The 23,612-nt window shown below is 42.1% G+C and carries 23 protein-coding genes and 1 pseudogene; 19 read left to right on the top strand and 5 right to left on the bottom strand.

The window, feature by feature from the left end; translation table 11 throughout:
- The first annotated feature begins 9 nt into the window (after positions 1–9).
- The 13 genes from GC093_RS04090 (at position 10) to GC093_RS04150 (ending at position 14,388) form a co-directional block, all read left to right on the top strand.
- A complete protein-coding gene (locus tag GC093_RS04090; protein ID WP_171650569.1) occupies positions 10–1,644 on the top strand; it encodes an MDR family MFS transporter in 1,635 nt (544 codons plus the stop codon).
- Between the two features lie 209 nt (positions 1,645–1,853).
- Positions 1,854–3,053 (top strand): extracellular solute-binding protein, encoded by a 1,200-nt coding sequence (locus GC093_RS04095; RefSeq protein ID WP_171650570.1) that lies wholly within the window; start codon positions 1,854–1,856, stop codon positions 3,051–3,053.
- The gene (locus tag GC093_RS04100; protein ID WP_171650571.1) at positions 3,040–3,882 is read left to right on the top strand and encodes an ABC transporter permease; all 843 of its coding nucleotides are present in this window, start codon (positions 3,040–3,042) and stop codon (positions 3,880–3,882) included. The genes GC093_RS04095 and GC093_RS04100 overlap by 14 nt, the downstream gene beginning before the upstream one ends.
- Positions 3,879–4,739: an ABC transporter permease gene (locus tag GC093_RS04105; protein ID WP_171650572.1), complete on the top strand. Its 861-nt coding sequence runs from the start codon at positions 3,879–3,881 to the stop codon at positions 4,737–4,739. The genes GC093_RS04100 and GC093_RS04105 overlap by 4 nt, the downstream gene beginning before the upstream one ends.
- A gap of 1 nt (position 4,740) precedes the next feature.
- Positions 4,741–5,787, top strand: a complete 1,047-nt coding sequence (locus GC093_RS04110; protein WP_171650573.1) for an ABC transporter ATP-binding protein — start codon at positions 4,741–4,743, stop codon at positions 5,785–5,787.
- A 279-nt stretch (positions 5,788–6,066) separates the two neighbouring features.
- The gene (locus GC093_RS04115) at positions 6,067–7,359 is read left to right on the top strand and encodes an Nramp family divalent metal transporter (RefSeq protein WP_171650574.1); all 1,293 of its coding nucleotides are present in this window, start codon (positions 6,067–6,069) and stop codon (positions 7,357–7,359) included.
- Between the two features lie 261 nt (positions 7,360–7,620).
- Entirely contained in the window at positions 7,621–8,553 is a 933-nt protein-coding gene (locus tag GC093_RS04120) for an alpha/beta hydrolase (RefSeq protein ID WP_171650575.1), read from the top strand.
- A 649-nt stretch (positions 8,554–9,202) separates the two neighbouring features.
- Entirely contained in the window at positions 9,203–9,931 is a 729-nt protein-coding gene (locus tag GC093_RS04125) for an amino acid ABC transporter ATP-binding protein (protein ID WP_171650576.1), read from the top strand.
- Between the two features lie 28 nt (positions 9,932–9,959).
- Positions 9,960–10,811 carry a transporter substrate-binding domain-containing protein gene (locus GC093_RS04130; protein WP_281365143.1) on the top strand — a complete coding sequence of 284 codons (852 nt, stop codon included), beginning with the start codon at positions 9,960–9,962 and terminating at the stop codon, positions 10,809–10,811.
- Positions 10,812–10,892: 81 nt separating this feature from the next.
- Complete coding sequence (locus GC093_RS04135) at positions 10,893–11,552, top strand: amino acid ABC transporter permease (RefSeq protein WP_171650577.1); 660 nt, start codon at positions 10,893–10,895, stop codon at positions 11,550–11,552.
- Between the two features lie 33 nt (positions 11,553–11,585).
- The gene (locus GC093_RS04140; protein WP_171650578.1) at positions 11,586–12,236 is read left to right on the top strand and encodes an amino acid ABC transporter permease; all 651 of its coding nucleotides are present in this window, start codon (positions 11,586–11,588) and stop codon (positions 12,234–12,236) included.
- A 227-nt stretch (positions 12,237–12,463) separates the two neighbouring features.
- Entirely contained in the window at positions 12,464–13,162 is a 699-nt protein-coding gene (locus GC093_RS04145) for a FadR/GntR family transcriptional regulator (RefSeq protein WP_171650579.1), read from the top strand.
- Positions 13,159–14,388, top strand: coding sequence for a CynX/NimT family MFS transporter (locus GC093_RS04150; protein WP_171650580.1), 1,230 nt, complete (start codon positions 13,159–13,161; stop codon positions 14,386–14,388). Before GC093_RS04145 ends, GC093_RS04150 begins: the two co-directional genes overlap by 4 nt.
- Before the next feature lie 88 nt (positions 14,389–14,476).
- On the opposite strand, the gene pgoN is transcribed toward GC093_RS04150, so the two are convergent.
- Both pgoN and GC093_RS04160 read right to left on the bottom strand, forming a co-directional pair.
- Positions 14,477–15,319, bottom strand: a complete 843-nt coding sequence (gene pgoN / locus GC093_RS04155) for a glyoxal/methylglyoxal reductase (RefSeq protein ID WP_376768625.1) — start codon at positions 15,317–15,319, stop codon at positions 14,477–14,479.
- 29 nt (positions 15,320–15,348) lie between these two features.
- Positions 15,349–16,534, bottom strand: a pseudogene (locus GC093_RS04160) (MFS transporter).
- Positions 16,535–16,678: 144 nt separating this feature from the next.
- On the opposite strand from GC093_RS04160, the gene GC093_RS04165 reads away from it, so the two are divergent.
- Positions 16,679–17,092, top strand: coding sequence for a winged helix-turn-helix transcriptional regulator (locus GC093_RS04165; RefSeq protein WP_376768626.1), 414 nt, complete (start codon positions 16,679–16,681; stop codon positions 17,090–17,092).
- Positions 17,093–17,207: 115 nt separating this feature from the next.
- Positions 17,208–18,047: an FkbM family methyltransferase gene (locus tag GC093_RS04170; protein WP_171650583.1), complete on the top strand. Its 840-nt coding sequence runs from the start codon at positions 17,208–17,210 to the stop codon at positions 18,045–18,047.
- Between the two features lie 87 nt (positions 18,048–18,134).
- On the opposite strand, the gene GC093_RS04175 is transcribed toward GC093_RS04170, so the two are convergent.
- Complete coding sequence (locus tag GC093_RS04175) at positions 18,135–18,866, bottom strand: aminoglycoside 3'-phosphotransferase (protein ID WP_171650584.1); 732 nt, start codon at positions 18,864–18,866, stop codon at positions 18,135–18,137.
- 97 nt (positions 18,867–18,963) lie between these two features.
- Entirely contained in the window at positions 18,964–19,407 is a 444-nt protein-coding gene (locus GC093_RS04180) for a MarR family winged helix-turn-helix transcriptional regulator (protein ID WP_171650585.1), read from the bottom strand.
- Between the two features lie 120 nt (positions 19,408–19,527).
- Between GC093_RS04180 and GC093_RS04185 the strand changes: the two genes are divergently transcribed.
- The 3 genes from GC093_RS04185 (at position 19,528) to GC093_RS04195 (ending at position 21,561) form a co-directional block, all read left to right on the top strand.
- Entirely contained in the window at positions 19,528–20,124 is a 597-nt protein-coding gene (locus tag GC093_RS04185) for an NAD(P)H-dependent oxidoreductase (protein ID WP_171650586.1), read from the top strand.
- Between the two features lie 156 nt (positions 20,125–20,280).
- The gene (locus GC093_RS04190) at positions 20,281–20,784 is read left to right on the top strand and encodes a DinB family protein (protein ID WP_171650587.1); all 504 of its coding nucleotides are present in this window, start codon (positions 20,281–20,283) and stop codon (positions 20,782–20,784) included.
- Between the two features lie 186 nt (positions 20,785–20,970).
- Positions 20,971–21,561 carry a hypothetical protein gene (locus tag GC093_RS04195; protein ID WP_171650588.1) on the top strand — a complete coding sequence of 197 codons (591 nt, stop codon included), beginning with the start codon at positions 20,971–20,973 and terminating at the stop codon, positions 21,559–21,561.
- Positions 21,562–21,729: 168 nt separating this feature from the next.
- On the opposite strand, the gene GC093_RS04200 is transcribed toward GC093_RS04195, so the two are convergent.
- Positions 21,730–22,260 carry an ATP-dependent Clp protease proteolytic subunit gene (locus GC093_RS04200; protein ID WP_171650589.1) on the bottom strand — a complete coding sequence of 177 codons (531 nt, stop codon included), beginning with the start codon at positions 22,258–22,260 and terminating at the stop codon, positions 21,730–21,732.
- A gap of 288 nt (positions 22,261–22,548) precedes the next feature.
- On the opposite strand from GC093_RS04200, the gene GC093_RS04205 reads away from it, so the two are divergent.
- A complete protein-coding gene (locus tag GC093_RS04205) occupies positions 22,549–23,409 on the top strand; it encodes a phosphotransferase (protein ID WP_171650590.1) in 861 nt (286 codons plus the stop codon).
- Positions 23,410–23,612 lie beyond the last annotated feature (203 nt).

Genomic DNA, 23,612 nt, shown 5'->3' on the forward strand with positions numbered 1-23,612 from the left:
GGTGGCATAATGAATCACTTATCGCAGAAACAAAAGGTAACTGTTATGATCGCTCTTATGGGGGCGATGTTTTTTGCTGCTATTAACCAGACGATCGTGAGCTCGGCGATGCCACGGATTATTGCCTTATTAGGGGGCATGGAATATTACTCTTGGGTAGTGACGATATTCATGCTGGCTTCTACGATTTCTACGGTGCTGGTCGGAAAATTATCCGATATTTATGGCAGGAAGCTTTTCTTGATCACTGGAATCATCGTCTTTATGATTGGCTCCTTTTTAACGGGTCTGTCCACTGACATATTCCAGATGATTATTTATCGAGCGATCCAAGGCGTTGGCGCCGGCATTTTAATGTCAACGACAGTTACAGCCGTAGGTGATTTATTCGCTCCTCGCGAAAGAGCCAAATGGACAGGAGTTATGATGGCCATCTTTGGCTTTTCGAGCATTCTTGGTCCAACGGTCGGCGGCGTCATGATTGATCATATGCCATGGAAGTGGCTATTCTGGATCTTCCTTCCGTTAGGTATTATTGTTCTAGCTATGATCTGGTCTATGTTTCCCAAAGCGACGCGGGTTGAAGCTGAATCGGTTGATTACTGGGGTTCTCTTGTTCTTTCAGTATCAATTGTCGCTCTGCTTCTAGGCTTCTCGTGGGCGGGAGGTAAATACGCTTGGGGTTCAGTTGAAATACTGGGACTCTTTGCCCTCACCCTTATAGGTATTGTAGTTTTAATACTTATCGAAAGGAAAGCGAAAAGTCCAGTGATGCCGCTATCCTTATTTAAAAACAGTATTGTCAACATTTCCAACTCTGTGGGCTTTTTGATGAACGCAGGTATGATGGGGGCCATGATCTATTTGCCCTTCTTCGTGCAAGGCGTTGAAGGCTTAACTCCTACGCAATCCGGGTTTGTGAATATGCCGATGTCGGTAATGATGATCATTCTTAGTACATTGACAGGACGATGGATATCCAAATCAGGGAAATATAAACGTTTCGCAATCATTGGAGTAGCTGTAATGGTTGTTAGCATGATCATGATGGCCTATATGAACACGGTGGCATTCGCTGTTGCAAGCATGACTATCTTTGGAGTCGGACTAGGACTTAGCATGCCCGTGTTCACCTTGACTGTGCAAAATGCGGTACCCGCATCTCAGCTTGGCGTTGCTACCGCGACTGCAACGCTATTCCGAAACCTCGGAGGAACAATAGGGATCGCCATATTGGGCTCGGTCATGAACTCTACAATGACAAACAAGCTGCATAATGCAATGAACTCCGGCGCGGGGGTAGATTTATCTAAAGTCAGCCCAGAAATAGCTGCACAATTGACTGCTCTCATGTCCCCCCAGCTGCTGCTAGATCAGCCTTTGTTGAAGCAATTGCAATTGACACTGCCAGCGCAAGTTCAACCATTGTTCGCGCAAATGGTCGCTATGCTGCGTGCTGTATTAAGCGAAACTCTGTCCATGGTCTTTATAATTGGAGCTGTTTTAGTAACCATTGGATTGGTGTTCACCTTCTTCTTGAAGGAAATACCGTTACGTACCTCTAATGACAAGCCGCCAAGGAAAGCAGAAGAAGAAGAAAGTATTATTAAGGCTAAAAAGCCTAAAAAGGCTACTGCACATTAAATAATACAAAAGGCGTACCGGATTCCATTCTGGCACGCCTTTCTTGTGTGCTGACAATAAGATTATCTCCAACAGCAGTCGGACTGTTCAAGTTGGAGTTGAAAATTAACAATTTCTTCGTATGTAGTTGACAGGCTGTTAACAAAGCTCCTCCATAATAAGGAATAAGGATGTCTAGACATCTTAATCATTCTAAAGGGTGGAGAAATATGAAGAAAATGAGGAACGTGCTGTGTGCTCTGACGTTTACGATGGTCGTATCGGCGGGATGCGGAAATACTACTGCGCCAAACATTGCTTCCACTAGTGGGACGAATGCAGCAGCTACTGCTCCGGTAGCACCCAAGAAGTATGAACTCAATCTGGTAACAGCCGGAGATACGAACATGACCGATCTGCAGGAGAAAACTGTAGTCGGCGAGTTCCAGAAGAAGTATGCAGGCTCTCAAATTCGCGTCGTCAATTCAGGCGCAGGTGATGGCGGAACACAAAAAATATTTGAGAAACTAAAAGCGCAAAAAGATGCAGGCAAATCAGAGTGGGATATCGATCTTGCGATTGTGCATCAAAGCGGTATGCAGCAGCTGATTGAGAATGATCTTCTGGACAAATGGGTGCCGCAATCAGCTAACAAGCAGCACGTAGTTTCCCCTGACAGCAAAAACAGCTTGGGCACCAATGTGGAAGGCTATGTTATTCCTCTGTTCCACAGTCAGGTAGCTTTTGCTTATAACCCCGATAAAGTGAAGAAATTCCCTGCTAATTTTGAAGAGCTTACGGATTGGATCAAAGCTAATCCCAAACGATTCGGATATAACGGCATCCAAAACGGTGCAAGCGGAGTTGCTTTTGCCACTGCCTATACCTACTGGAAATCAGGCGATTACAAAACGATGAGCCAAGGTCCATTTGATGCAGCATTGGAGCAAAAATGGCCAGCTATCCTTAAAGAGCTCAAAGCACTGCCAGTTACCTACACCAATGGTAATAATGGTACGCTGGATATGCTGAACCGCGGCGAAATCGACATGGGACCTGTATGGGTCGATATGTTTAACTTATGGGTAGATGAAGGTCGTATGAATCCCAACTTTGGACTAAAAATCTTGGATCCCGGCATGCCTGGTCAACCGATGTACGTGGTTATTCCCAAAAATGCAAAAAATAAAGATGCTGCCTTACAGTATGCTGATTTGCTGACCTCTCCTGAAATTCAAGCTAAAGTGATCGTGGAGAAAAACAGCTGGTATCCAGGTATAGATGCAACTGTCGTTCTTCCAAAGGTCAGTGAAGCGGGTAAGAAAAAGTTATTCAAGGATATTACTGCGGAAGACCTAAATAAAAGGGGTCAGTCATTCCCGATTAATACCTATTTTGATCATCTGAAAACGGCCTATGAAAAAAACTAATTCATCTTCCATCGTCTTCTGGCAAAAAACAGCAGGAGTGGGACTTGCCACTCCTGCTATTACCGTTGTCGCGCTGCTTTTTATGTATCCATTTGCTCTTTCCTTTATATCAAGCCTTCGCTCACAGGAGGGCATCTGGACGTTTGCTAATTATGTCGAAGCTTTTTCTTTATACGGCGGGGATGTGGTGTTTACACTTTGGGTTTGTTTAGCCAGCCTCGCACTGCTCATCGGATTCACCGTGACGATTGGTGGCTTTCTGCGGCTAGGCGCATACCCTGTGCTGGAATTTATATTTAAAATTCCGTTGTTTGTCCCGTTTGTCGTTGTAGGTCATGCCATGCGGGTATTTCTGGCTCCGCATGGTACGCTCAATTCGGCGATTGCCATAACAGGCTGGTTTAATCCGGATATGCTGCCATCCTTTGCGTTCACTACGTTTGGACTCATTGCAGCTTTGGTCTGGAAAAATCTCGGTTTAGCTTTGCTTTTGGTGCTTGGCGGCTTTCGATCCGTAAATGAAGGCATGCTGGAAGCAGCGCGAGGCATGGGAGCGGGGAAGCTAAGGTTGATCTGGCATTTCCTTGTTCCTATGAACAAAAGCAGCATCGGGGTTATGGCGGTGCTGACCTTCACGTCGATGCTTGGATGCTTCTCCATACCCGCAATGCTGGGCAACGCCGGCGGTTCGCAAATGCTAATGATGGATTTGTACCATCAAAGCGTCTATCAGCATAATTACGGATTATCGAACGCAATTGGCGTCATTACTTACATTGCTTCTATGGGAGCTGCCATTTATTACTTAAAGGGGTTGGCGAAGAAATGAACAAAGTCATTCCGGCAACTGCATCTAACGGTTCGCTTGATCTGACCCATAGAAAAGCGCCTTTCGCCCGCATGACGCGCCGTTTGTTGATTTATGTGGGATCCATATTTTTCATTTTTGGCCCGCTGTCCAGCCTTATTCTATGGTCCGTAGCGGAGAAATGGTTCTGGCCTAGCCCATTTCCGAGCTCTTGGGGCTTCAAATATTGGACTCAGGTATTTGAAGGTAAAATGCTGACTTCTCTCGGGCTGAGCTTCGTTATTGCCATTGTGGTTACGCTGCTATGTCTGGTGTTAACCGTACCTTTATCCTATCTCATTGCTCGTAACCGGCTTCCACTCAAGCATTTCATATTGCTGCTGTTTTTACTGCCTCAGGCATTTCCACAGCTTCCGGTATTCACGAATGCGATGGTCTTTCTCTACCGTTTTGATCTTGTAGGTACACTGACGGGGCTGACGCTGATCCATCTGGTGGGCGCCATCGTATTTTCTGTCTGGACGTTGGTATCAGTCTTCCAATCTGTCGCGGAATCGATGGAAGAGGCCTCCTATATGCTGGGTGGCGGGAAAGTGTACACCTTCTTTCATGTGGTGCTGCCGATGGCAGCTCCGGGAATTATCGCGGGCTCCTTGTTAGTCTTTCTATATTCGTTGGATGAATTTACGGGCAGCTTATTAATTGGAGCGCCTTTTCATATTACAATGCCGGTCTTTATGTATAATGCTGCGAATGGCTATGAGATGCAGGTCGCATCGGTAACGTCTGTGCTGCTGATGATACCGGGAATCGTATTGCTGTTTTTCTTACAGCGGTTTATGCGTTCAGAATATTTGGCTGCATTCGGGAGGGTATAAGATGGGCATCACCATTCAAGGCTTGAACAAGCGTTACGGTAAAAAGAGAGGGATTACGGACATCAACCTGCGGCTGCCTGTAGGCGGGTTAACGGCTATCGTTGGGCCGAGCGGCTGCGGGAAAACGACGCTGTTAAGGACACTTGCCGGATTTTTGACGGCAGACGAGGGCAGTATCCTATTCGGGAGCCGCGATGTAACCCATACATCGCCCCAGCAGCGGAAGGCGGCTATGGTATTCCAGCATTATGCGCTCTGGCCGCATATGAGTGTGTTCGATAATGTGGCTTATGGTCTTAAGCTGCAAAAGGTTTCCAAGCAGGAACGTGAAACACGGGTGCATGAAGTGCTGGAGAGGGTAGAGATCGATACGTCGGATGTGGCGACTCGGTATCCCCAGCAATATTCAGGTGGACAGCAGCAGCGGATTGCCTTAGCCCGGGCTTTAGTCGTACAGCCTGATGTGCTGCTGCTCGATGAACCGTTATCGAATCTGGATGCGAAGGTGCGTCAGAGATTGCGGGTTGGCATTCGGAGTATTCAGCAATCCTTTGGAATCACGGCCGTCTATGTCACTCATGACCAGGAAGAAGCATTATCGATGGCGGATTACGTTATTGTGATGAATGAAGGCCGCGTAGAACAGGCAGGAACACCGGAAGAGATTTACCGGCAGCCCTCCACCTATTTCACAGCCCATTTTCTGGGGGAAAGCCATACACTTAATCTTTATCGCAAGGGTACGCTGCAAAGACTTGTCATACGCTCAGGTGACTCCAAGATAGAGCCAATTGTTGAAGGTGAACTGCCTGATCGTGCAGCTCGACAAGTAAAACAGGCAGGAGAAGGCAAGCAGCAGGTGCTGGAAGAGGAGGGGCATATTATGCTGGAGGGTAAGATTTGCCATCACTTATTTATGGGATCGTACTACCGCTATATGGTAGAAATCGAAGGCCAACAAATATTTGTTGATGATGATGCGTTCCTTGAAACAGGTCCTTGTATCGTGAAGATTCCTCAAGCCAGAGCATATTGGTTCGACTTATAGAATGAGATTTGCCGAATGCTGCTAGTAAACTTGTGCAGTTCTCCTTCTCACTGCTTTTTCATTATGGAGATCAATGGTTGAGGTTTTCTATATACCCCAAACGGATAAGCTATATCAGTATGTCATAAGCGACTGCTGGGATAGTTTATTTTTTTGTTATGAAGAAGCTCGTCTCTCTATATACAATTGCCGAGATTAGGATTATAATTAACACAAAAGTTGCTCAAGGTAAACTTTTGTGTACGAAGCTAACTTTTCGCAAATGGGGAGGGAACAGTCATGACGGAGAAAAGTTACAGTTACACTGGGATCCAAAAACAAAGAAAATCACACGTTTCAGCTGATGTTGCGCTAAGAGGAGATGTCAAAGGCTTAAAAAGACTGCTTCCTTTTCTAGGTCCAGCATTTATTGCATCGGTTGCCTATTTAGACCCGGGTAACTTTGCAACGAATATTACAGCTGGATCCAAATATGGATATCTCTTATTATGGGTTATTGCCGTATCCAACCTAATGGCCGTACTTATTCAAACATTATCCGCCAAGCTTGGAATTGCAACAGGGATGAATCTGCCTGAGGTAGCAAGAGAACGATTTCCTAGGGCTGTGTCTATAATATTGTGGATTCAAAGTGAGCTGGTTATCATTGCAACCGATTTGGCCGAATTTATTGGAGCGGCGCTTGGTCTTTATCTGCTTTTCGGTATTCCAATGCTTCCTGCTGCACTTATAACAACGGCTGGTTCTTTTGCCATATTGGAATTGCAGCGTCGTGGCTTTCGAGCGCTAGAGGCGGGAATTGCATCGATGATTTTGATTGTAGTGTTAGCTTTCACCTTTCAGGTTATTGTGGCTCAGCCGGATATGGGTGCTGTAGTCACAGGTATTTTTACGCCAAACTTTCAAGGTGTAGATAGTATTCTTCTGGCAGCGGGGATTCTTGGAGCTACGGTAATGCCGCATGCGATTTATCTTCATTCATCCCTAACTCAAAACCGAATAGTTGGAAAAAATGATACGGAGAAGAAACAAATATTTAAATTAGAATTGATGGATATTATTATTGCTATGGTTATTGCAGGTGCAGTTAACATGGCAATGGTTATTATCTCGGCAGCCCTGTTTTTTAAAAACGGTCTAGTTATTGAAGATCTGGAGACGGCTTTTCAGCAGTTTGGTCAGTTGGCTGGTCCTTCATTTGCTATCTCATTTGGTCTGGGCCTGTTAATTGCCGGTTTGTCGAGTTCTTCCGTAGGTACAATGGCCGGAGACGTTGTTATGCAAGGTTTCATTAAGAGACGAATCAATCTGTACTTGCGCCGGGCAATTACGACTATTCCACCACTGGCAATCATTATGCTTGGTATTGATGCAACGAAAGCTTTGATTACGAGTCAGGTCATTTTATCGTTTGGCATTGCTTTTGCGCTGATTCCGCTTATTATTTTTACAAGTAACAAAACCATCATGGGTGGGCTGGTCAATCATCGAATCACTGCCACTTTAGGTTGGATTATTGCGGCGATTGTTGTTTCATTGAACTTGTTTCTTATTGTTGAAATGTTGTTCTAAGGTAGTATTTCAGTAGAGAAGCTATTAGGAAAAGCCTTTAGAACCGTAGAACCGTGCGAAGCACGGTTTTTTTGTTTTATGGGAGCAGGTACATGATCTTGTTGCACCCTAGTATGGACAATTCCGCGAACAATGATCAATGAACAACTAAACCTTTTATTCTTATAATCCATTATAATAAGCAATACTATACAGTAAATTAACAGGGTTGATAAACCAATAAGCTGATTCTATAGAATACATAAAGGATGTGGATGGATAGTGCTGGTTGCTATCATTGTTTTATTAATAATAATAATATTCATCACTTCAGCTAGCTTTTATTTCTATCATGTTGCTATAGCACGTACCGATAAGAGCTTTTTAAAGGGCAACCCGGATTTAAAGACTGGCGTGACCGTCAAGCGCGCATCCAACAGCAGCGAAGAATGGTGGGAGGAACAAGCTTTTGGGGAATGGAGCATGATATCCAATGACGGAATAAAGCTACATGCTTATTATTTATCTGCTGATCAGCCAACGAACAAGACGGTTATTCTTGCACATGGGTATTCTGGACATGCCGAGCAAATGCGTGATCTGGGACGTATGTATAGAGATTCGCTTGGTTTTAATATTTTGATACCCAATGCCCGCGGTCATGGGAGAAGCGAAGGAAACTATATCGGCTTCGGCTGGTCGGAACGCATGGATTACGTCAAGTGGATTGACAAGGTCATCGAACATACGGGCAGCCACGCACAAATTGTTCTTCACGGCGTATCCATGGGAGGAGCAACCGTAATAATGACCAGCGGCGAAGATTTGCCTCCTAACGTCAAAGTGATTGTGGAGGATTGCGGATATACATCAGTTAAAGAACAGCTGTCCTATCAACTTAAACGTATGTACCATCTCCCTTCATTTCCGCTTGTTCGATCAACCAGTATGGTGGCTAAAATTCGGGCTGGATACTTTTTTGGAGAAGCTTCGGCCCTGGAGCAGGTGAAAAAATCCAAAACACCAACGCTGTTCATACATGGTGACGCAGACTTGTTTGTGCCGACCGAAATGGTATATCAATTGTACGAGAACAGTCCAACGCAGAAGAAATTGTTCATAGTAGCCGGTGCGGGGCACGGTATGGCAAGGCAGACCGATCCGGAGGGATATGACCGAGAGGTAGCCCAGTTTATTGGGCGTTATGTGAGGTAGGTAGGAGAGTGCGCAAGGAGAGTGCGCATGCGAATACATCGAGAACATCGAAAACGAACTAATTTAAGGAAGTAGCTTATATAAAAATCACCGCAAATGTTGTGTCATTTGGGTGATTTTTTTGTTTTGGGAATTTGGGTGTGCCAAGCTTACCCCCAATTGCCGCGAACCGTTTCCCTAAGTCTTTGACGTTCCGTAAGAGAAAGAGGAAGAACGTTCCGTTAACGAAAAGGAGCGCTCCCTATGAAGCAGCGAGATTGATACAGGTATAGTTTGTTCCTTTTCCAAGGTAGCAACAAGACACGCTTAACGACAAGGTGGGGTTCGACCGACCACTATGCAACGCCACAATGCGCGCTAAGGATCCACGCGCGTTTGTATAAGACAGAAAGAAATAAGATTAATGATCTGCGATTCGTAATGCCTGAAATGAGGTAATACCATATAAAGGATAGTGTTGAAGGTGCAGAGAGGAGCGGGCCGCAAGTACGATTACAAAAGAAAGAGGTTGCAAAAAAAATGAAAAACTCGACAGCAATCTATGTTATATAGCATAACAAAAATATAACAACATACATTATAAATATATCAAAACCATTATCTATAGTTATATTTTTGGTATAGCTTGGGGGGAGGATGGAGGTTACGTATGATTGAATTTCGCAATGTTAATAAGCACTTTGGACAATTTCATGTACTTAAACAGATCAATCTATCCATCCGGCAAGGGGAAGTGGTTGTTGTTATTGGACCTTCAGGCTCAGGGAAGAGTACCTTGCTTCGCTGTATCAACCGGCTTGAAACTATCACTGATGGGGAATTGACCGTAAATGATTCACAGCTGCATAGCAAGAAGATGGACGTTAATAAGCTGCGGCGCAACATTGGAATGGTGTTCCAGCATTTTAATCTGTATCCGCATATGTCGGTATTGGATAATATCACATTAGCCCCAACCAAAGTATCTGGAGTACCTAAGCAGGAAGCAAAACAAATTGCCATGCAGTACTTGGAGAAGGTCGGAATACCTGAGAAAGCGGACGCGTTTCCCGCCCAGCTCTCAGGAGGACAGCAGCAGCGAGTCGCAATAGCCCGTGGGCTAGCAATGAAGCCGCAGATAATGCTGTTCGATGAACCAACCTCCGCTCTCGATCCCGAGATGATTGGAGAGGTACTGGATGTTATGAAAAGTCTCGTACACGATGGGATGACAATGGTTGTAGTAACACATGAGATGGGATTCGCCCGCGAGGTTGCAGATCGCGTTGTCTTTATGGATCAAGGGGTAATTGTTGAGGAAGCGGCACCAGCCGAATTTTTTAACAATCCCAAGGAAGAGCGAGCCAGACTATTCCTCGGCCGCTTACTGCAGCATTAACAAAACCAATAGGAGAGGGGTTTGTTCAATGAGTAACAAGAAAATAGGAATGGCTTTCACATTGATTTTTATTATGGTAGCGATGGCTTTAAGCGCTTGCGGCAGCACAACTCCCGCACCCGGTGCAGCAGGGGGCGCTAGTACAGATGCTGGAAAAACAACGGCCAGTACTTTGGATGCCATCAAAAAACGGGGGAAGCTGGTAGCTGGCGTTAAGTTTGACACCAAGCTGTTCGGATTGAAAGATCCTGGCACTGGCAAAGTCGAAGGCTTTGATATTGACTTAGCCAAGGCATTGGCCAAACAAATTCTAGGCGATGAAACTAAGCTGGAATTAAAGGAGGTTACCTCCAAAACGCGCATTCCGATGCTCAACAATGGTGATATTGACATGATCATAGCTACAATGACGATTACCGAGGAACGTAAGAAGGAAGTTGAGTTCTCGGATGTATATTTTAAAGCAGGTCAGTCCTTATTGGTGAAAAAAGGGAGTGCTATCAAATCAGTAGCAGATGTGAAAAAAGGAGTTAAGGCATTGGCGGTAAAAGGCTCAACCTCCACAACCAATATTCGTGCTAAGGCGCCGGAGGCAACCGTACTTGAGTTTGAAAATTATCAAGAAGCATTCACCGCTCTGAAAGCGGGTCAAGGCGACACACTCACTACGGATAATGCTATTTTGTACGGTATGGTGAAGCAGGATCCGAATTATGAGGTGGTAGGTGGAACTTTCACAGATGAGCCTTATGGTATGGCCATTCGAAAAGGCGACACAGCTTATACCGCATATGTTAATGAATTTCTGAAATCAATTAAGACTAGCGGTCAATATGACAAATTGTATGAGCAATGGATTGGGGAAAAGCCGAGCAAATAATACGCCGGATCGCACCGAGAGATGAGCTAGCTTCCATGCTGCTCATCTTGTTCCATTAGCGGAAGGAGGCGCCGCAAGGGTATGGATAAGCTTAAATTTGATATTTTGTTCAAGTATTGGGATATGTACCTGGAGGGTTTCTGGAATACACTTCAGGTTAGTCTTATTGCGTTGGTCGGTAGTTTTATTCTGGGGACAATTGTCGCAGTAATGCGTATTGCGCCTTTTAAACCATTGAATTGGATGGGCACCGTCTTTGTTGAATTTATCCGAAATATTCCTCTAATTTTGATTGTCTTTTTCTTTTTTCTTGCTCCTTCCGTACTCGGTCTACCGTTGAGCGGCTTTGTTGCGGGAACAGTGGCGTTGACTATTTACACGGCTGCCTTTATAGCTGAATCGGTTCGGGCGGGAATCCAAGCCGTGCCTAAGGGACAAACCGAAGCCGCACGCGCATCGGGGTTAACTTATAACCAAGCCATGTGTTATGTTGTACTGCCTCAAGCTATCAAAATCGTTATCCCTCCTATCGGCAACCAGTTTTTAAATCTTGTCAAAAACTCATCGATATTAAGTGTCGTAGCAGGGTTGGACTTAATGTATTATGCCGATCTCATTTCTACGAAATCATTTGTCACGTTTAGTGTCTATATTTTTGTAGCCTTATTTTATCTGGTTATTACCATTCCGTTAAGCATCGGGCTTTCCTATCTGGAACGACGAATGGCAGGAGTGCGTTAAGCAGGCATAGGTTTGTTTTGGAGGTGAGACTTTATGGATTTTGCAGGCGCGTATACTTGGGATCATATATGGTTCATGATAGAAGGTTTGGGAGTAACTTTGAAAGTAGCTGCAATTGCTATCGTGTTCAGCTTTTTGATTGGATGTGTACTGGGAACGATCCGGTATACGAAATTTCCTGTAATTTCACAGCTTACAGCTTTGATGGTGGAGACGATTCGGAACCTCCCCCTGCTGCTGATTATTTTCTTTACGTTTTTTGCTCTTCCCGAAATAGGAATCAAGCTTAGTGTTGTGAATGCGGCGATTGTTGCGTTGACCATCTTTGAAGCAGCCATGATTTCTGAAATTGTGCGGAGCGGATTAAAATCTATTGATAAAGGCCAGATAGAAGCGGCCCGATCATCAGGTCTGTCCTACCTGCAGACGCTTTGGCATATTGTGCTGCCGCAAGCGCTCCGCCGCATGGTGCCGCCAATGGTAAGCCAATTTATTTCGCTGCTAAAGGACACGTCGCTTGCAGTTGTTATTTCCTTGGGAGAACTGATGCACAACGCACAAATTATTAACGGGCAGAATGTTAATTTCGTAATCCCAATCTTATTGCTCACTGCTGTTATGTACTTTATCGTTAATTATTCGTTATCCATAGTGGCTCGTCGACTGGAAGCGCGGCAGGTGTAGATGATGAGCTGAGAGCATTCATATCTCCATCAAGCAAAGAGGTAGCTGTCTGTCCCAAGGGTAGACTCATTTGAATAATTTCATGTTCGGTCTGAAGAAACCTTAAAAACACCGTGATGGTGGAGTTTAAGGTTTCTTTTTCATCCTGAATCCTCTTATTTACATTATTATAGAACTATGTTATATTAACCAATAAACCAATCATCCTACAAATTTGAGGTGCATGAATGGATATCTCGAAAACAAATCGGTTATCGCTTGTCGAGCAAGTCATAGTACAAATTGAGTCATTAATTGAATCTGGGACATGGTCGGTTGGAACTCGTTTACCACCAGAACTAGAGCTGATGCAGCAGTTCGATGTGAGTCGCAATACATTAAGAGAGGCAATACGGGCTCTTGTTCATGCGGGACTCTTGAAAACAAGGCAAGGGAGTGGTTCCTTTGTCAGTTCATCCAGTGTTCTGGGGGCGGTTCTTCACCGACGCATCCAGAAGTCCAATATATTAGAAACATTAGAGGTACGGCATGCTCTTGAGCGGGAGGCTGCACAATTAGCAGCTATAAGACGCAATGAGGAAGATATAGCTAGGTTACGTATGTACATCTCCGATTGCCAGGCTGCTGCAGTTGCGAAAAATCGTCAGGCCTACGCAGAATCTGATATTAAGCTGCACAAAGCAATTGTAGAAGCAGCTCATAACAGTGTTCTGATTGACTTGTATGAGCACATGACAGAATCCATGCAAACCTCTGTTCATAACCTCGTTGAAATAACATCGCATTCAGATTTTCATCAGAACATTCATAGTAAACTTGTAACTGCAATTATTGAACAAAATATAGATCAGGCTATAGAAGCTGTAAATGAATATATAGATCAATTTAAGGACGCTTTATTAGAAGACATTGGGGGATCATCATGAGTTTTCATCAAGTACAAAGCCAAGCAGAACATGAATCTAAAGCAGCCCCAAAGGCAGGGATAGGGTTACTTATCATAGGAATCATTTTTATTGGAGCCACTCTCAGAGCACCTTTAACATCTATAGGGCCTCTGATAGCCTCCATTCGTGACAGTCTGGGAATATCTAACACAATAGCAGGCACCCTAACAACCGTGCCCTTACTAGCTTTTGCAGTGCTTTCACCCTTCGCACCTAAATTATCCCGACGCTTTGGCATGGAGCTTGTGTTATTGGCTTCGTTATTCTTATTAACACTCGGAATCGTATTACGGTCTTTGGCTGGAGTGGGAGCACTATTTACTGGAACCATCTTGCTTGGGTTATCTATCGCTGTTTGCAATGTACTGTTACCCAGTTTTATTAAAAATAAATTCCCCACAAGAATTGGAGTCATGACAGGGCTTTATGCGGTCTCGATGAACTTATGCGGAGGGATTGCATCTGGAGTTAGTGCTCCAATTTCTTCTGTAATGGGTTTAGGATGGAAGGGAGCTCTTGGCAGCTGGGGAATCTTGTCCTTTATTGCTCTATTACTTTGGATTCCACAAATGCGCTCCCATCGCAAACCAGCAAATACTATAAGCTTAGAGAAGCAAACAGAGTCTATTAGTATATGGCGTTCCAGGTTGGCTTGGAAAGTGACCTTTTATATGGGGTTACAATCACTTATTTTCTATACCGTCATTGCTTGGTTGCCTGTGATTCTCCAAGAACAAGGGTTAAGTTCGAGTTCAGCCGGATGGATGCTTTCCTTGATGCAATTTGCAGTCCTACCCTTTACGTTTATTGTTCCAATTATAGCTGGATATATGAAGAATCAGCGGTTATTAGTGGTTATAACTGCTTTATTATTTACGGGTGGAATTAGTGGTGTCCTGTATGGAAGTACGGCACTAATCCCATTATGGGTCATTATGATTGGGATTGCTGCTGGAATGGCCTTTAGTTTAGCTATGATGTTTTTTAGCTTACGTACACATAATACGCAACAAGCGGCTGAGCTATCAGGAATGGCACAATCATTTGGTTATCTGCTTGCTGCGGTAGGTCCTACATTGTTTGGATTAATACATGATGCAGCAAATAGCTGGACGATCCCATTATTGATGCTGATTGTTGCCTCAGTACTTATTTTTATTTTTGGTATGGGTGCAGGAAAAAACGAGTACGTGACTAAGGAATAGTTGAAAAAGATATAAAGAAAGTACCGAGAAATCGGCGCTCTCTTTATATCTTTTTTAGCATTCAAGAATTACATAGAATAGGGGCCTATTAAAAATCAAAGTTGTCCGGGTCTGGACCAACACGATGATTCTGATTCAAACCATCAATCCGAGCCATATCTTCTTTTGAAAGCTCAAAATCAAATACTGCTGAGTTTTCTAGGATTCGATGTTCTTTAGTAGACTTTGGAATCGTTACAATCCCATGCTGTAAGTCCCAACGCAGAATTACTTGGGCAATAGATTTCTCATGTTTATCTGCGATTTCTTTTAAGATCGGATGATCTAATAGCTGACCTTGCATTAACGGGGACCAGGCTTCGATTTGAATGCCTTGCTCCTTGCAGAATCTAATAAGCTCTTTTTGAGTTAATTGCGGATGGAGTTCCACTTGATTTACCATGGGTTTAATTGTAGCTTCCTTCATTAGTTCCTCAATATGATGGACTTGGAAATTGCTTACTCCAATTGCTTTTACACGCCCATCTTTATATAGGGTTTCCAAAGCCCTCCACGCATCTTTAAATTTACCTTCTACAGGCCAATGGATAAGGTACAAATCGAGATAGTCCAAGCCTAGTTTATTTAAACTTGTTTCGTAGGCCGCTAGTGTGGATTCGTATCCCAGATCGGCATTCCAAACCTTTGATGTAACAAAAAGATCTTCTCTAGAGATTTGATTCTCAAGAATAGCTTCGTGAATTCCTTGTCCGACACTTGTTTCATTGTCATAAATAGCTGCCGTATCGATACTGCGATAACCATGCTTAATGGCCGATTTTACAGCAAGGACCAGCTCAGCACCTTCTTCAACTTTAAATACTCCCAGCCCAAACCAAGGCATTTTAATACCATTGTGTAAAGTTGTTGTATCTTGTAAATGTTTCGCGATCATAGAATAAACCTCCTGAGTTTTATTGGTCAAGCTGCCTTGTGTTTGAGTTTTGCTTCATCTTTTCTTTCCAAGGCACGTGCCCAACCGGTTAGGAATACGGCTCCGAGAACCATCAATGCTCCGACCCAAGCTGTATGAATAAGTCCAATCGAGTCGGTAACTACACCACCCAAATACGCTCCAATCGCAATCCCAGCGTTAAAGGCGGCGATATTAACAGCAGAAGCTACATCTTTCAGCCAACATAACAACATAAACCTGCAATCCCGGTACATTCATAAAAGCTAACAATCCCATAAAGAAAATCGTAATCAATCCAGCAATTTTGAATGGAACGGTAAACGTGAGAATGAGTAGAACAATGGATTGTAAAGCAAACATATAGAACAAGGCGGAAACGGGCTTGCGATTGGCAGCCTTTCCTCCGATGACGTTGCCAATGGCTATGGCAATTCCGTATAAAAGAAGAATGAGTGCTACCGTTGTTTCCTTAAATCCGGTTATATCGTGAAGCAAAGGGGATAAATAAGTAAAGACAACAAAGGTGCCTCCGTACCCTATGGCAGTAATGGAGAATGCAAGGAGCAAACGCCCATTAGTAACAAGTTTAAGCTGCGTGCGAAGCGGAGTTTTGGTTCCTCTGCGTAGGTCAGAGGGAATCAAAACCATATTGGCTATGAAGGCTATTATGCCGATTACAACGATCCCGACAAAGGCGGCTCTCCAACCCCAGTGTTGTCCAATCAAGGTACCCAAGGGTACTCCTGTAACAGTGGCCACCGTGAGCCCGGAGAACATAATAGCTATGGCGCTAGCTCTCCGATTTTCGGGTACAAGGTCGGCTGCAATGGTAGAGCCAATCGACATAAATACTCCGTGTGACAAGGCCGAGATGACGCGTGCTGCCAGTAGTAGGCCTATTCCACTTGCCGCTGCGGCAAGGCTATTGCCCACAATAAACACAATCATGATCCAGCCCAATAACGTTTTGCGCGGAATATTAGAGGTTAAGGATGTTAGGATAGGGGCTCCAAAAGTCACCCCTAAAGCATATAAAGTAACCGTTAATGCAGATGTGGTAACCGATATATTTAAGTCCTCAGAGATTAGGGGCAGCAGGCCCACACTGATGAACTCTGTTGTTCCAATCGCAAAGGCGCTTATGGCTAATGCAAGGAGCGCGAACGTACTTCTTTTTGAATTCATTGACATTTGTTTCACAACTCCTACAGTATGGTATTACCGGCCGGTAGATGCTATTATGAATTATTTGAATAGAAAAGAATAGTACGTACTTTTAAGTGATATAGGTACTAAAAAGTTCCTATAAACGTGCTCTGGGAGGAATAGATTGTGATCAAAAAGAAATATAACATTTCAGTGGAAGCGACACTCGAGGTGATCGGGGGAAAATGGAAATGTGTAATCCTCTGTCATTTAACACATGGGAAGAAGCGAACAAGTGATTTGAAGCGTATTATGCCCGCAATTACACAAAAGATGTTAACTCAGCAACTGAGAGAACTTGAACAAGATGGCATAGTGAATCGAATTAGCTACAACCAGGTGCCTCCAAAGGTCGAATACGAGCTTAGCGAATATGGTTGGAGCTTGAAATCAATATTAGATTCCCTATGCGCATGGGGTGAAAACCATATTGTTAAGGAGTACGGGGATAAGTTTGCTGTATTAGAGGATAATATACTTAATAATAATGAGACTGACCGGATTGCACTTTATGCAGAAATGGATAACTCCATAGATAAGTAGTATAAATAAAAGACTATTTCTGTTAATTTTTTTAATTAAAATTATTTCAAAAAGCAGGAATTGGATTCTTTATAAAGAACATATAATAAAAAAATGTTCTTTAGGAGGAATCTTTGTGGTTGACTTTGTCAAATATAATTCGATTTTAAGGGAACAAGAACGACCTATTAGATTTATTATCGGCAGAATATTAATGCTTACTGGGCTTAGTAAATTCATAATAATAAACAGAGACCAATTTAAAATTTATTTTAACCCAACGGCAGTAACCGCCAATTATTGGATGAATCCAGAAAAGGTATACAGTGAAGAAAGTTTTTTCACTCACTTCTTAGAATCAGGTGATACAGTAGTTGATGTGGGGGCAAATATCGGTGCACTGACACTAACTGCTGCTCATAAAGTGGGGGATAGCGGAAAGGTAATTTCAGTTGAAGCCCACCCAAGGACATTTAGGTTCCTGAAAAATAACATAAATCTAAATAACTTCAAAAATATAGATTGTTACAATGTAGCTGTTGGGGAGAACGAAGGGTATATTAATTTCTCTGACAACATTAGTTCGGATGATGAAAATGGAGTTACATTAGATTCCAAAGGCATCATGATTAAGGTGGAAAAATTGGACAATATATTAAAAAATGTTGGTTCAACTATCACTTTATTAAAGATAGATGTTGAGGGATTTGAACTCTTTGTACTGAAAGGCTCTACTAAAGTCCTCCAAAATGTGAAGCACATCTATCTCGAGTCGTGGGAGGATCACTTTAAAAAATATGGCTATTCGACACCAGAACTCATTAGATTTATAACATCGCAAGGGTTTAAACTATTTAAACTTCATAATCATCATCTAAGTGCTGTAGAGGGTAACTATGTATCAAGATTATGTGAAAACTTAATTGCAACAAAAGATGAATCTGAATTAAGACAACGATTGGAAAATTATAGGTAAACCACAATCTAATAGGAAAAGTTAAGTACAAAGATAGAGTGAATTAGGGAAATCCTAGTTCACTTTTTATTTGCATTTATTACTTGGTTAATCACAGAGCTTAATGAGTTGTGTAAAATAGGTCAATCCATCCCTATCGATTTTACTTCGTCCATAAGCATCTAAGAATATATCTTTATAGTTATCAGTCTTTAAATTATAGTTAAGCGTCCAAATTCCCCAATAAATATCGTAATGTCTATCACCGATCCCGCCGTACCCTAAATCAATAAACCCTTTGAACGAAAAGTTGTCCATTATGATATTAGGTAAGCAGTAGTCTCCATGTATTATTACATCGTCGATGGCTGAATAATTTATCTCAGTTAAGATATTAAGGCTTGCTTCCTTGTTAGTTAGTTCATTTAACTCTTCTGCAGTCCTATTCTTATAGGGACAACCCTCGGTAGGCAGTGAGTGTAACATGCTGAGATATTCACCGAAAACACTAGCCAATTTATTCGGGTTTTCAATATATAATTCTGACGTTCCGTCTTCACCACTTACGGCTTCTGATAATAAATAATCATTTTCCAAATCGGATTCATAGGCAAAAACCTTCGGTGCAACCTTGTGGGTACTTAAAAAGTTTGACATTCTGTATTCGCGTTCAAGACTACCTTTTTTACTTATCTTTAGAAAAGCCCCATCCGCTCCCTTTACAAAAACAGTTTTAGCATTATCGGAGCAGCTACTATCATAAAATGTAGCATTTTTTAAATAGTACCTAATTGTCGAGGGTACCGTTTCAATATCAAAGGAAACTTCTGTCATCTTCATCCTCTCACCTACCTTGTAACTATTTACATGTAAATGCTACCAGATTCTTCTGAATAGGATAGGGGGAAATTGATTTCAATCACCCCTGCTACTCCATTCACAATGATTTATTGGAATAAAACACTTTAGAGTGCAGTACATCCAGAGCTCGGTCGATTTCTTCCAGATCTTCTGTGGATGCATCATTTATCCGTTGAAGGAAACGGGCTAGAATGCGCTTAAAGACTTCATTCATCATGGCTTGTCCTTCTTCGGAAAGACGGATATATTGCTTGCGTCGGTCCTCGGCAACGGTAACTTTCTCGCATAGATTTTTGTCGACTAGTTTCTTCAATTCACGGCTCGTGTTCGGCATGGACATATGATGACAATCGCTAATTTCGCTAAGGGTAACGGGCTGACTAACCGCAATATATTCAAGAATATTATATTGAAGGGGAGTAATGTCGTCAGGTTTAACATCTTTTGTAAATTCATGCTTTACTTGATGAACCGCAGTGGTAAATGTTACGAATTTATGATAAAAAGCTTTTTGATCCACAGAAATCACCTCTTAGGAATACCATATCAAATTGATTGTCAAAAAACAATTATCATTTGACAACAAAATAAAGGTGTGCTACTATTTGCTTATCAAATGATAAGTAATGAGGTGGTACAAATGAAAACGCTGGTTATTTATACGCATCCTAATCATCAGAGCCTAAGTTATGCATTTTTGAAAAAAGTTATCCAAGGAAGTAATGAAAACCCCCATATCACAGAGATCAAGGTGCTGGATTTGTATGAGGAGGAGTTTAATCCTGTCCTTGTGTTCAATGAGAAGAAACGCAGAAGGGATATGAAATCCGAACCCCAGCTTGCTAAGTATCGAGAGCAGATTATTTGGGCTGATAAAATCGTATTCGTGTACCCAATCTGGTGGGGACGGCCACCTGCTATGCTCTTGGGGTATATCGACCAAATGTTTGCTTCAGGTTTTGCTTACAAAGACACGGGAGGACTTCTGCCAGAGGGGCTTTTAAAGGGAAAGTCAGTTGTTTGTATTTCCACAATGAAGGGGCCCGCACTGTATCCTTTGTTCTGGTTGAATAATGCGCACAAAGTATTAATGAGAAAAGCCTTATTTAACTACGTGGGTATAAAGAAAGTGAAGTTCTTTGAATTTGGCAATATGGAAAGCCCGAAGGGGAAACAGGACGAGAAATTAAATCGTATCTATCGTTATTTTAAAAGTATAAATCTTCAGTATTCGTAAATTTTCACATACAAAAGTACGGCCTTTACATGAGAGGGTAAGCCCACAGCACTACTATTAGATTACCCTGACACACTGTTGTCAGGGTAATTGTGTTATTATTTGTTATAAGTCAAATAATTGGCAAATGAAGTTAAAAATAGGAGGTTATTTCATATGGCACATGCCTCAATAGAAATGTATGATTACCACGTATGGGCTAATAAAACTATGCTTGAACGATTAAAGGAAATTCCGCAGGACATTTACTATAAGGAAATTCAAAGCGTTTTTACTTCAATTTCGAAGGCGATGCCTCATATTTACATAACCGATACCTGTTGGTTGAACATCCTTTTGGGTAAAAGTATGAACGAAGCCATGGGATTTGCTAATCAAATGAAAGAGAATACCGAGGCGAAGAGTATTGAAGAACTGGAAACGTTGTTTAGCGAATCATCCGAGCAGTATAAAGCGTTTTTCAACCAACAGGAAAATATGGAAAAGACGATAGTGATAGATAACCCATATGCAGGAATACGGGAAACTAGTTATTCAGAAATAGTCTTGCAAATTGTGAATCATGGAACGTATCACCGCGGCAATATTACGGCTATGTTACGCCAATTGGGCCACGCCTCTATTATGACGGAATATGCTCTTTTCTGGTATTCCAAATAGAATTAGTTCCAAATAGAATTAGTATCTCATTCTACCCTAATTGCCATATCGAGTGTTGAGGAGCTTGCCATTTAGGCGGCTCTTTTTTTATAACTATTTGAATTTGAATGGATCGATAGGAATTAGTCATAAATCTACTAGATTCGTAATAGTAGTTTATAGAGGGAAAAAAGGGGGACTGCTTGTATGATCACTTTCAAAAAATGGACTGGCATTTTCAATGGGAGGTCATCTGAGTCCTACCAAACGGTTCAGGTTCGTGCGCCTCGTGATTATTTTAATCGTGCCGATGCATTTATAGAGGATGTCAAATACATGACGGATGAAGAACTGACCGGATTAAATAAAGCTTTTCTTGTGAAGCTATTATTTGATAATTTTCTCGAAAGTGTCCGGCAAGGCAAGGATTTGTACGAATACCTAGCCTCTTTGAGCAGGATATACGGAAGCGTCCTCACGATACCCAATAACATTAGTAAAAAAGTATCCGCTACAAGTGAACCGCCCGAATTTCATTGGCGCCTAACTAACAAAAACGGCAATAAGGAGGAACGAGAGTTCCTGACTCTTCCCATAAGGCTGCATTCAAGGGAGGTCAAACGGGTGGAAGTTTTTTTCGAAGATATGCGTTGGAAGCACCAGGAGCTTGATATAAAACTGGATGAGCTGGTATCTCTTCTTTTTATTGAATTTATTACAGCAGTTCGAAATGGTCTTACCGAGGAGACAAGCGAGGAAATTATGGATTTCATTCTAAGTAAATGGGAAGATCGTTAAGCATAAAGAATCAACCACTTCATTGATTTTTGATCAAACAAGGAGGGGGAGCCCGATTTAATCGTCGACCAATGATCAGGCATTGTACCGGGTTGATTGTAAGCCGCAGTATGAAAAAAAGCGAGAGAAGCTGACGGCTTAAGGTTTTACGAATACCCACTCCTCTTTCTAAACAATCTCGTCAATCATTCCTAGCTCTAGTGCTTCCTCTGGACTAATAAACCAATCACGCTGGTGCTCCTGAGCACTTTTAAGATCTTCCAGACGGAGATTAGATTTCGATAATAAATATTGATCGTAGATATGCTGTAATCTTTGTCCTTCATCCAACCGATTTTTCAAATGTTCCAAACGACCTCCAATTGTATTGGAAATAGAATGATACATAAGCGTACTCAATCTGCCAAGAAACCTTTTGTGACCACTAACGGCGACAAGTAAGCTCATACTAGCTGCAAGACCATACACATGTGTATGGATCGGTGTCTTGCTGTTATCAATCACATTAATCAGACCGAACCCGTCGTAAACATTCCCACCGTTGCTATTGATAATTAAATCGATGGGAACATGCTTGTAATCCTTCTCTTTCTTATCCTTTTCATCGTCTAATTGATTAATCCTTAGTATATTCTCAACTATAGCTTTAACTGAGTTCTTATTAATTCCATCAAATAAATACAAGGTTCTTTCGTTCATTTATATAACTCTCCAGTCTCAACGGCTTAATGATACCATTAATGTATTCCTCACTTTAAGACTTCGTAACCCATAAGTTATTGTTTTTTCTAATCTGGGCAATCAGTAGGTATCGTAAGCACAAAAAAGGATAGTCTCGTTGCCATAGGCAGTCGAGCTATCCTTTTTTCTTTTATTAATCTGTCAGTGGGACAATTCCAATTAATCTGAACTTTACCTTGTAAAATAGTCAGTAAGATCATATGGTTAACGATATGAAGACTTGGGGAATTTGAAGGAGAATTAGTAATGTCAATAGAACCAGATGTTAAACCTATTATTAAAATGCTTCAACATGAAGGTATTATTACCCTTGTCGATCCGAATATTGGAAGAATGAGTGGATCTACGGATGGACTCGTTTATACGCTTTTAGAAGATAATGAGCCGAAATACGTTATAAAACTGGACAGTCCACAACAAATAACCTATGTTGAACAATTTTTTCATGCTTATCCGCAGGTTGCCCTGTTGCCTAAACTTCTCTATACCGATCGTTCACATAAGTATATTGTGTATTCCTACCTAGCAGGTACAACCCATTACAACCGCGGATCCAAAATCGATTGGATGACTGTATTGGTCGAAGAACTGTTCAATCATTACAAAAAGTCTAATCCCTCGGCGAAATGGGGCAGGCTGGGACTACCTCGACAATCCTGGCGTGAATTCAATAGGTATAGTGTGGAAGCAGCGCGTATTAATTTGGGCAGTCTGCTGCCAGAAGAGGATTATTCCCAAGTTAACTTACTCGTTGACCGCATGTGGGAAGAGCCAGATGAGAAATATTTGCTTCACGGCGACACGGGTGTCCACAATTTCGTGTTTAAAGATTCAACATTAACTGGAATTATCGATCCCTCGCCGATGGTTGGTCCTCTGATCTATGACTTTACTTACGCTTTTTGTTCCTCACCGGACGATATGGATCTAGAAACATTATTTGGAGCTTTTTCATCCCTTAATTATGGATCCATGGAGAGATCAAGACTTATAGAAGAAGTGATCGTTCAACTATATAACCGAATGGGAATCTGTGCAAAAGTCCATCCACATGATTGGGAGGATTACCTTAAAGCTTGGGAGTACTGGAGAATCCTTATTAAGTGAAACAGAGAATCATCATAAGGTCTTCTTCTGTCAAGACTAGTAGCCCGCTATCAGATCGTTTAAAGAAGTAGCCAGTCCTTTCGATTTTATGGAGAAGATTAATTAACCGAGACTCATTGATTCCAAGTAATGAAGCTGTTTCATTTACGCTAAATAATTTTTCTTCTACTATAAGTTCAATCATTGAACACCTACCATATGTT

It is taken from the genome of Paenibacillus foliorum (assembly GCF_013141765.1).
In the GTDB taxonomy this organism is placed as follows: Bacteria; Bacillota; Bacilli; order Paenibacillales; family NBRC-103111; genus Paenibacillus_S; species Paenibacillus_S foliorum.

Bases quoted from the DNA above. Each gene is read 5' to 3' on its own strand.
- GC093_RS04130 (WP_281365143.1), top strand. From the start codon at position 9,960: ATGAGTAACAAGAAAATAGGAATGGCTTTCACATTGATTTTTATTATG.
- GC093_RS04175 (WP_171650584.1), bottom strand. From the start codon at position 18,866: ATGAAGATGACAGAAGTTTCCTTTGATATTGAAACGGTACCCTCGACA.
- GC093_RS04150 (WP_171650580.1), top strand. From the start codon at position 13,159: ATGAGTTTTCATCAAGTACAAAGCCAAGCAGAACATGAATCTAAAGCA.
- GC093_RS04110 (WP_171650573.1), top strand. From the start codon at position 4,741: ATGGGCATCACCATTCAAGGCTTGAACAAGCGTTACGGTAAAAAGAGA.
- GC093_RS04185 (WP_171650586.1), top strand. From the start codon at position 19,528: ATGAAAACGCTGGTTATTTATACGCATCCTAATCATCAGAGCCTAAGT.
- GC093_RS04195 (WP_171650588.1), top strand. From the start codon at position 20,971: ATGATCACTTTCAAAAAATGGACTGGCATTTTCAATGGGAGGTCATCT.
- GC093_RS04105 (WP_171650572.1), top strand. From the start codon at position 3,879: ATGAACAAAGTCATTCCGGCAACTGCATCTAACGGTTCGCTTGATCTG.
- GC093_RS04095 (WP_171650570.1), top strand. From the start codon at position 1,854: ATGAAGAAAATGAGGAACGTGCTGTGTGCTCTGACGTTTACGATGGTC.
- GC093_RS04115 (WP_171650574.1), top strand. From the start codon at position 6,067: ATGACGGAGAAAAGTTACAGTTACACTGGGATCCAAAAACAAAGAAAA.
- GC093_RS04090 (WP_171650569.1), top strand. From the start codon at position 10: ATGAATCACTTATCGCAGAAACAAAAGGTAACTGTTATGATCGCTCTT.
- GC093_RS04135 (WP_171650577.1), top strand. From the start codon at position 10,893: ATGGATAAGCTTAAATTTGATATTTTGTTCAAGTATTGGGATATGTAC.
- GC093_RS04200 (WP_171650589.1), bottom strand. From the start codon at position 22,260: ATGAACGAAAGAACCTTGTATTTATTTGATGGAATTAATAAGAACTCA.
- GC093_RS04190 (WP_171650587.1), top strand. From the start codon at position 20,281: ATGGCACATGCCTCAATAGAAATGTATGATTACCACGTATGGGCTAAT.
- GC093_RS04100 (WP_171650571.1), top strand. From the start codon at position 3,040: ATGAAAAAAACTAATTCATCTTCCATCGTCTTCTGGCAAAAAACAGCA.
- GC093_RS04125 (WP_171650576.1), top strand. From the start codon at position 9,203: ATGATTGAATTTCGCAATGTTAATAAGCACTTTGGACAATTTCATGTA.
- GC093_RS04205 (WP_171650590.1), top strand. From the start codon at position 22,549: ATGTCAATAGAACCAGATGTTAAACCTATTATTAAAATGCTTCAACAT.
- GC093_RS04145 (WP_171650579.1), top strand. From the start codon at position 12,464: ATGGATATCTCGAAAACAAATCGGTTATCGCTTGTCGAGCAAGTCATA.
- GC093_RS04140 (WP_171650578.1), top strand. From the start codon at position 11,586: ATGGATTTTGCAGGCGCGTATACTTGGGATCATATATGGTTCATGATA.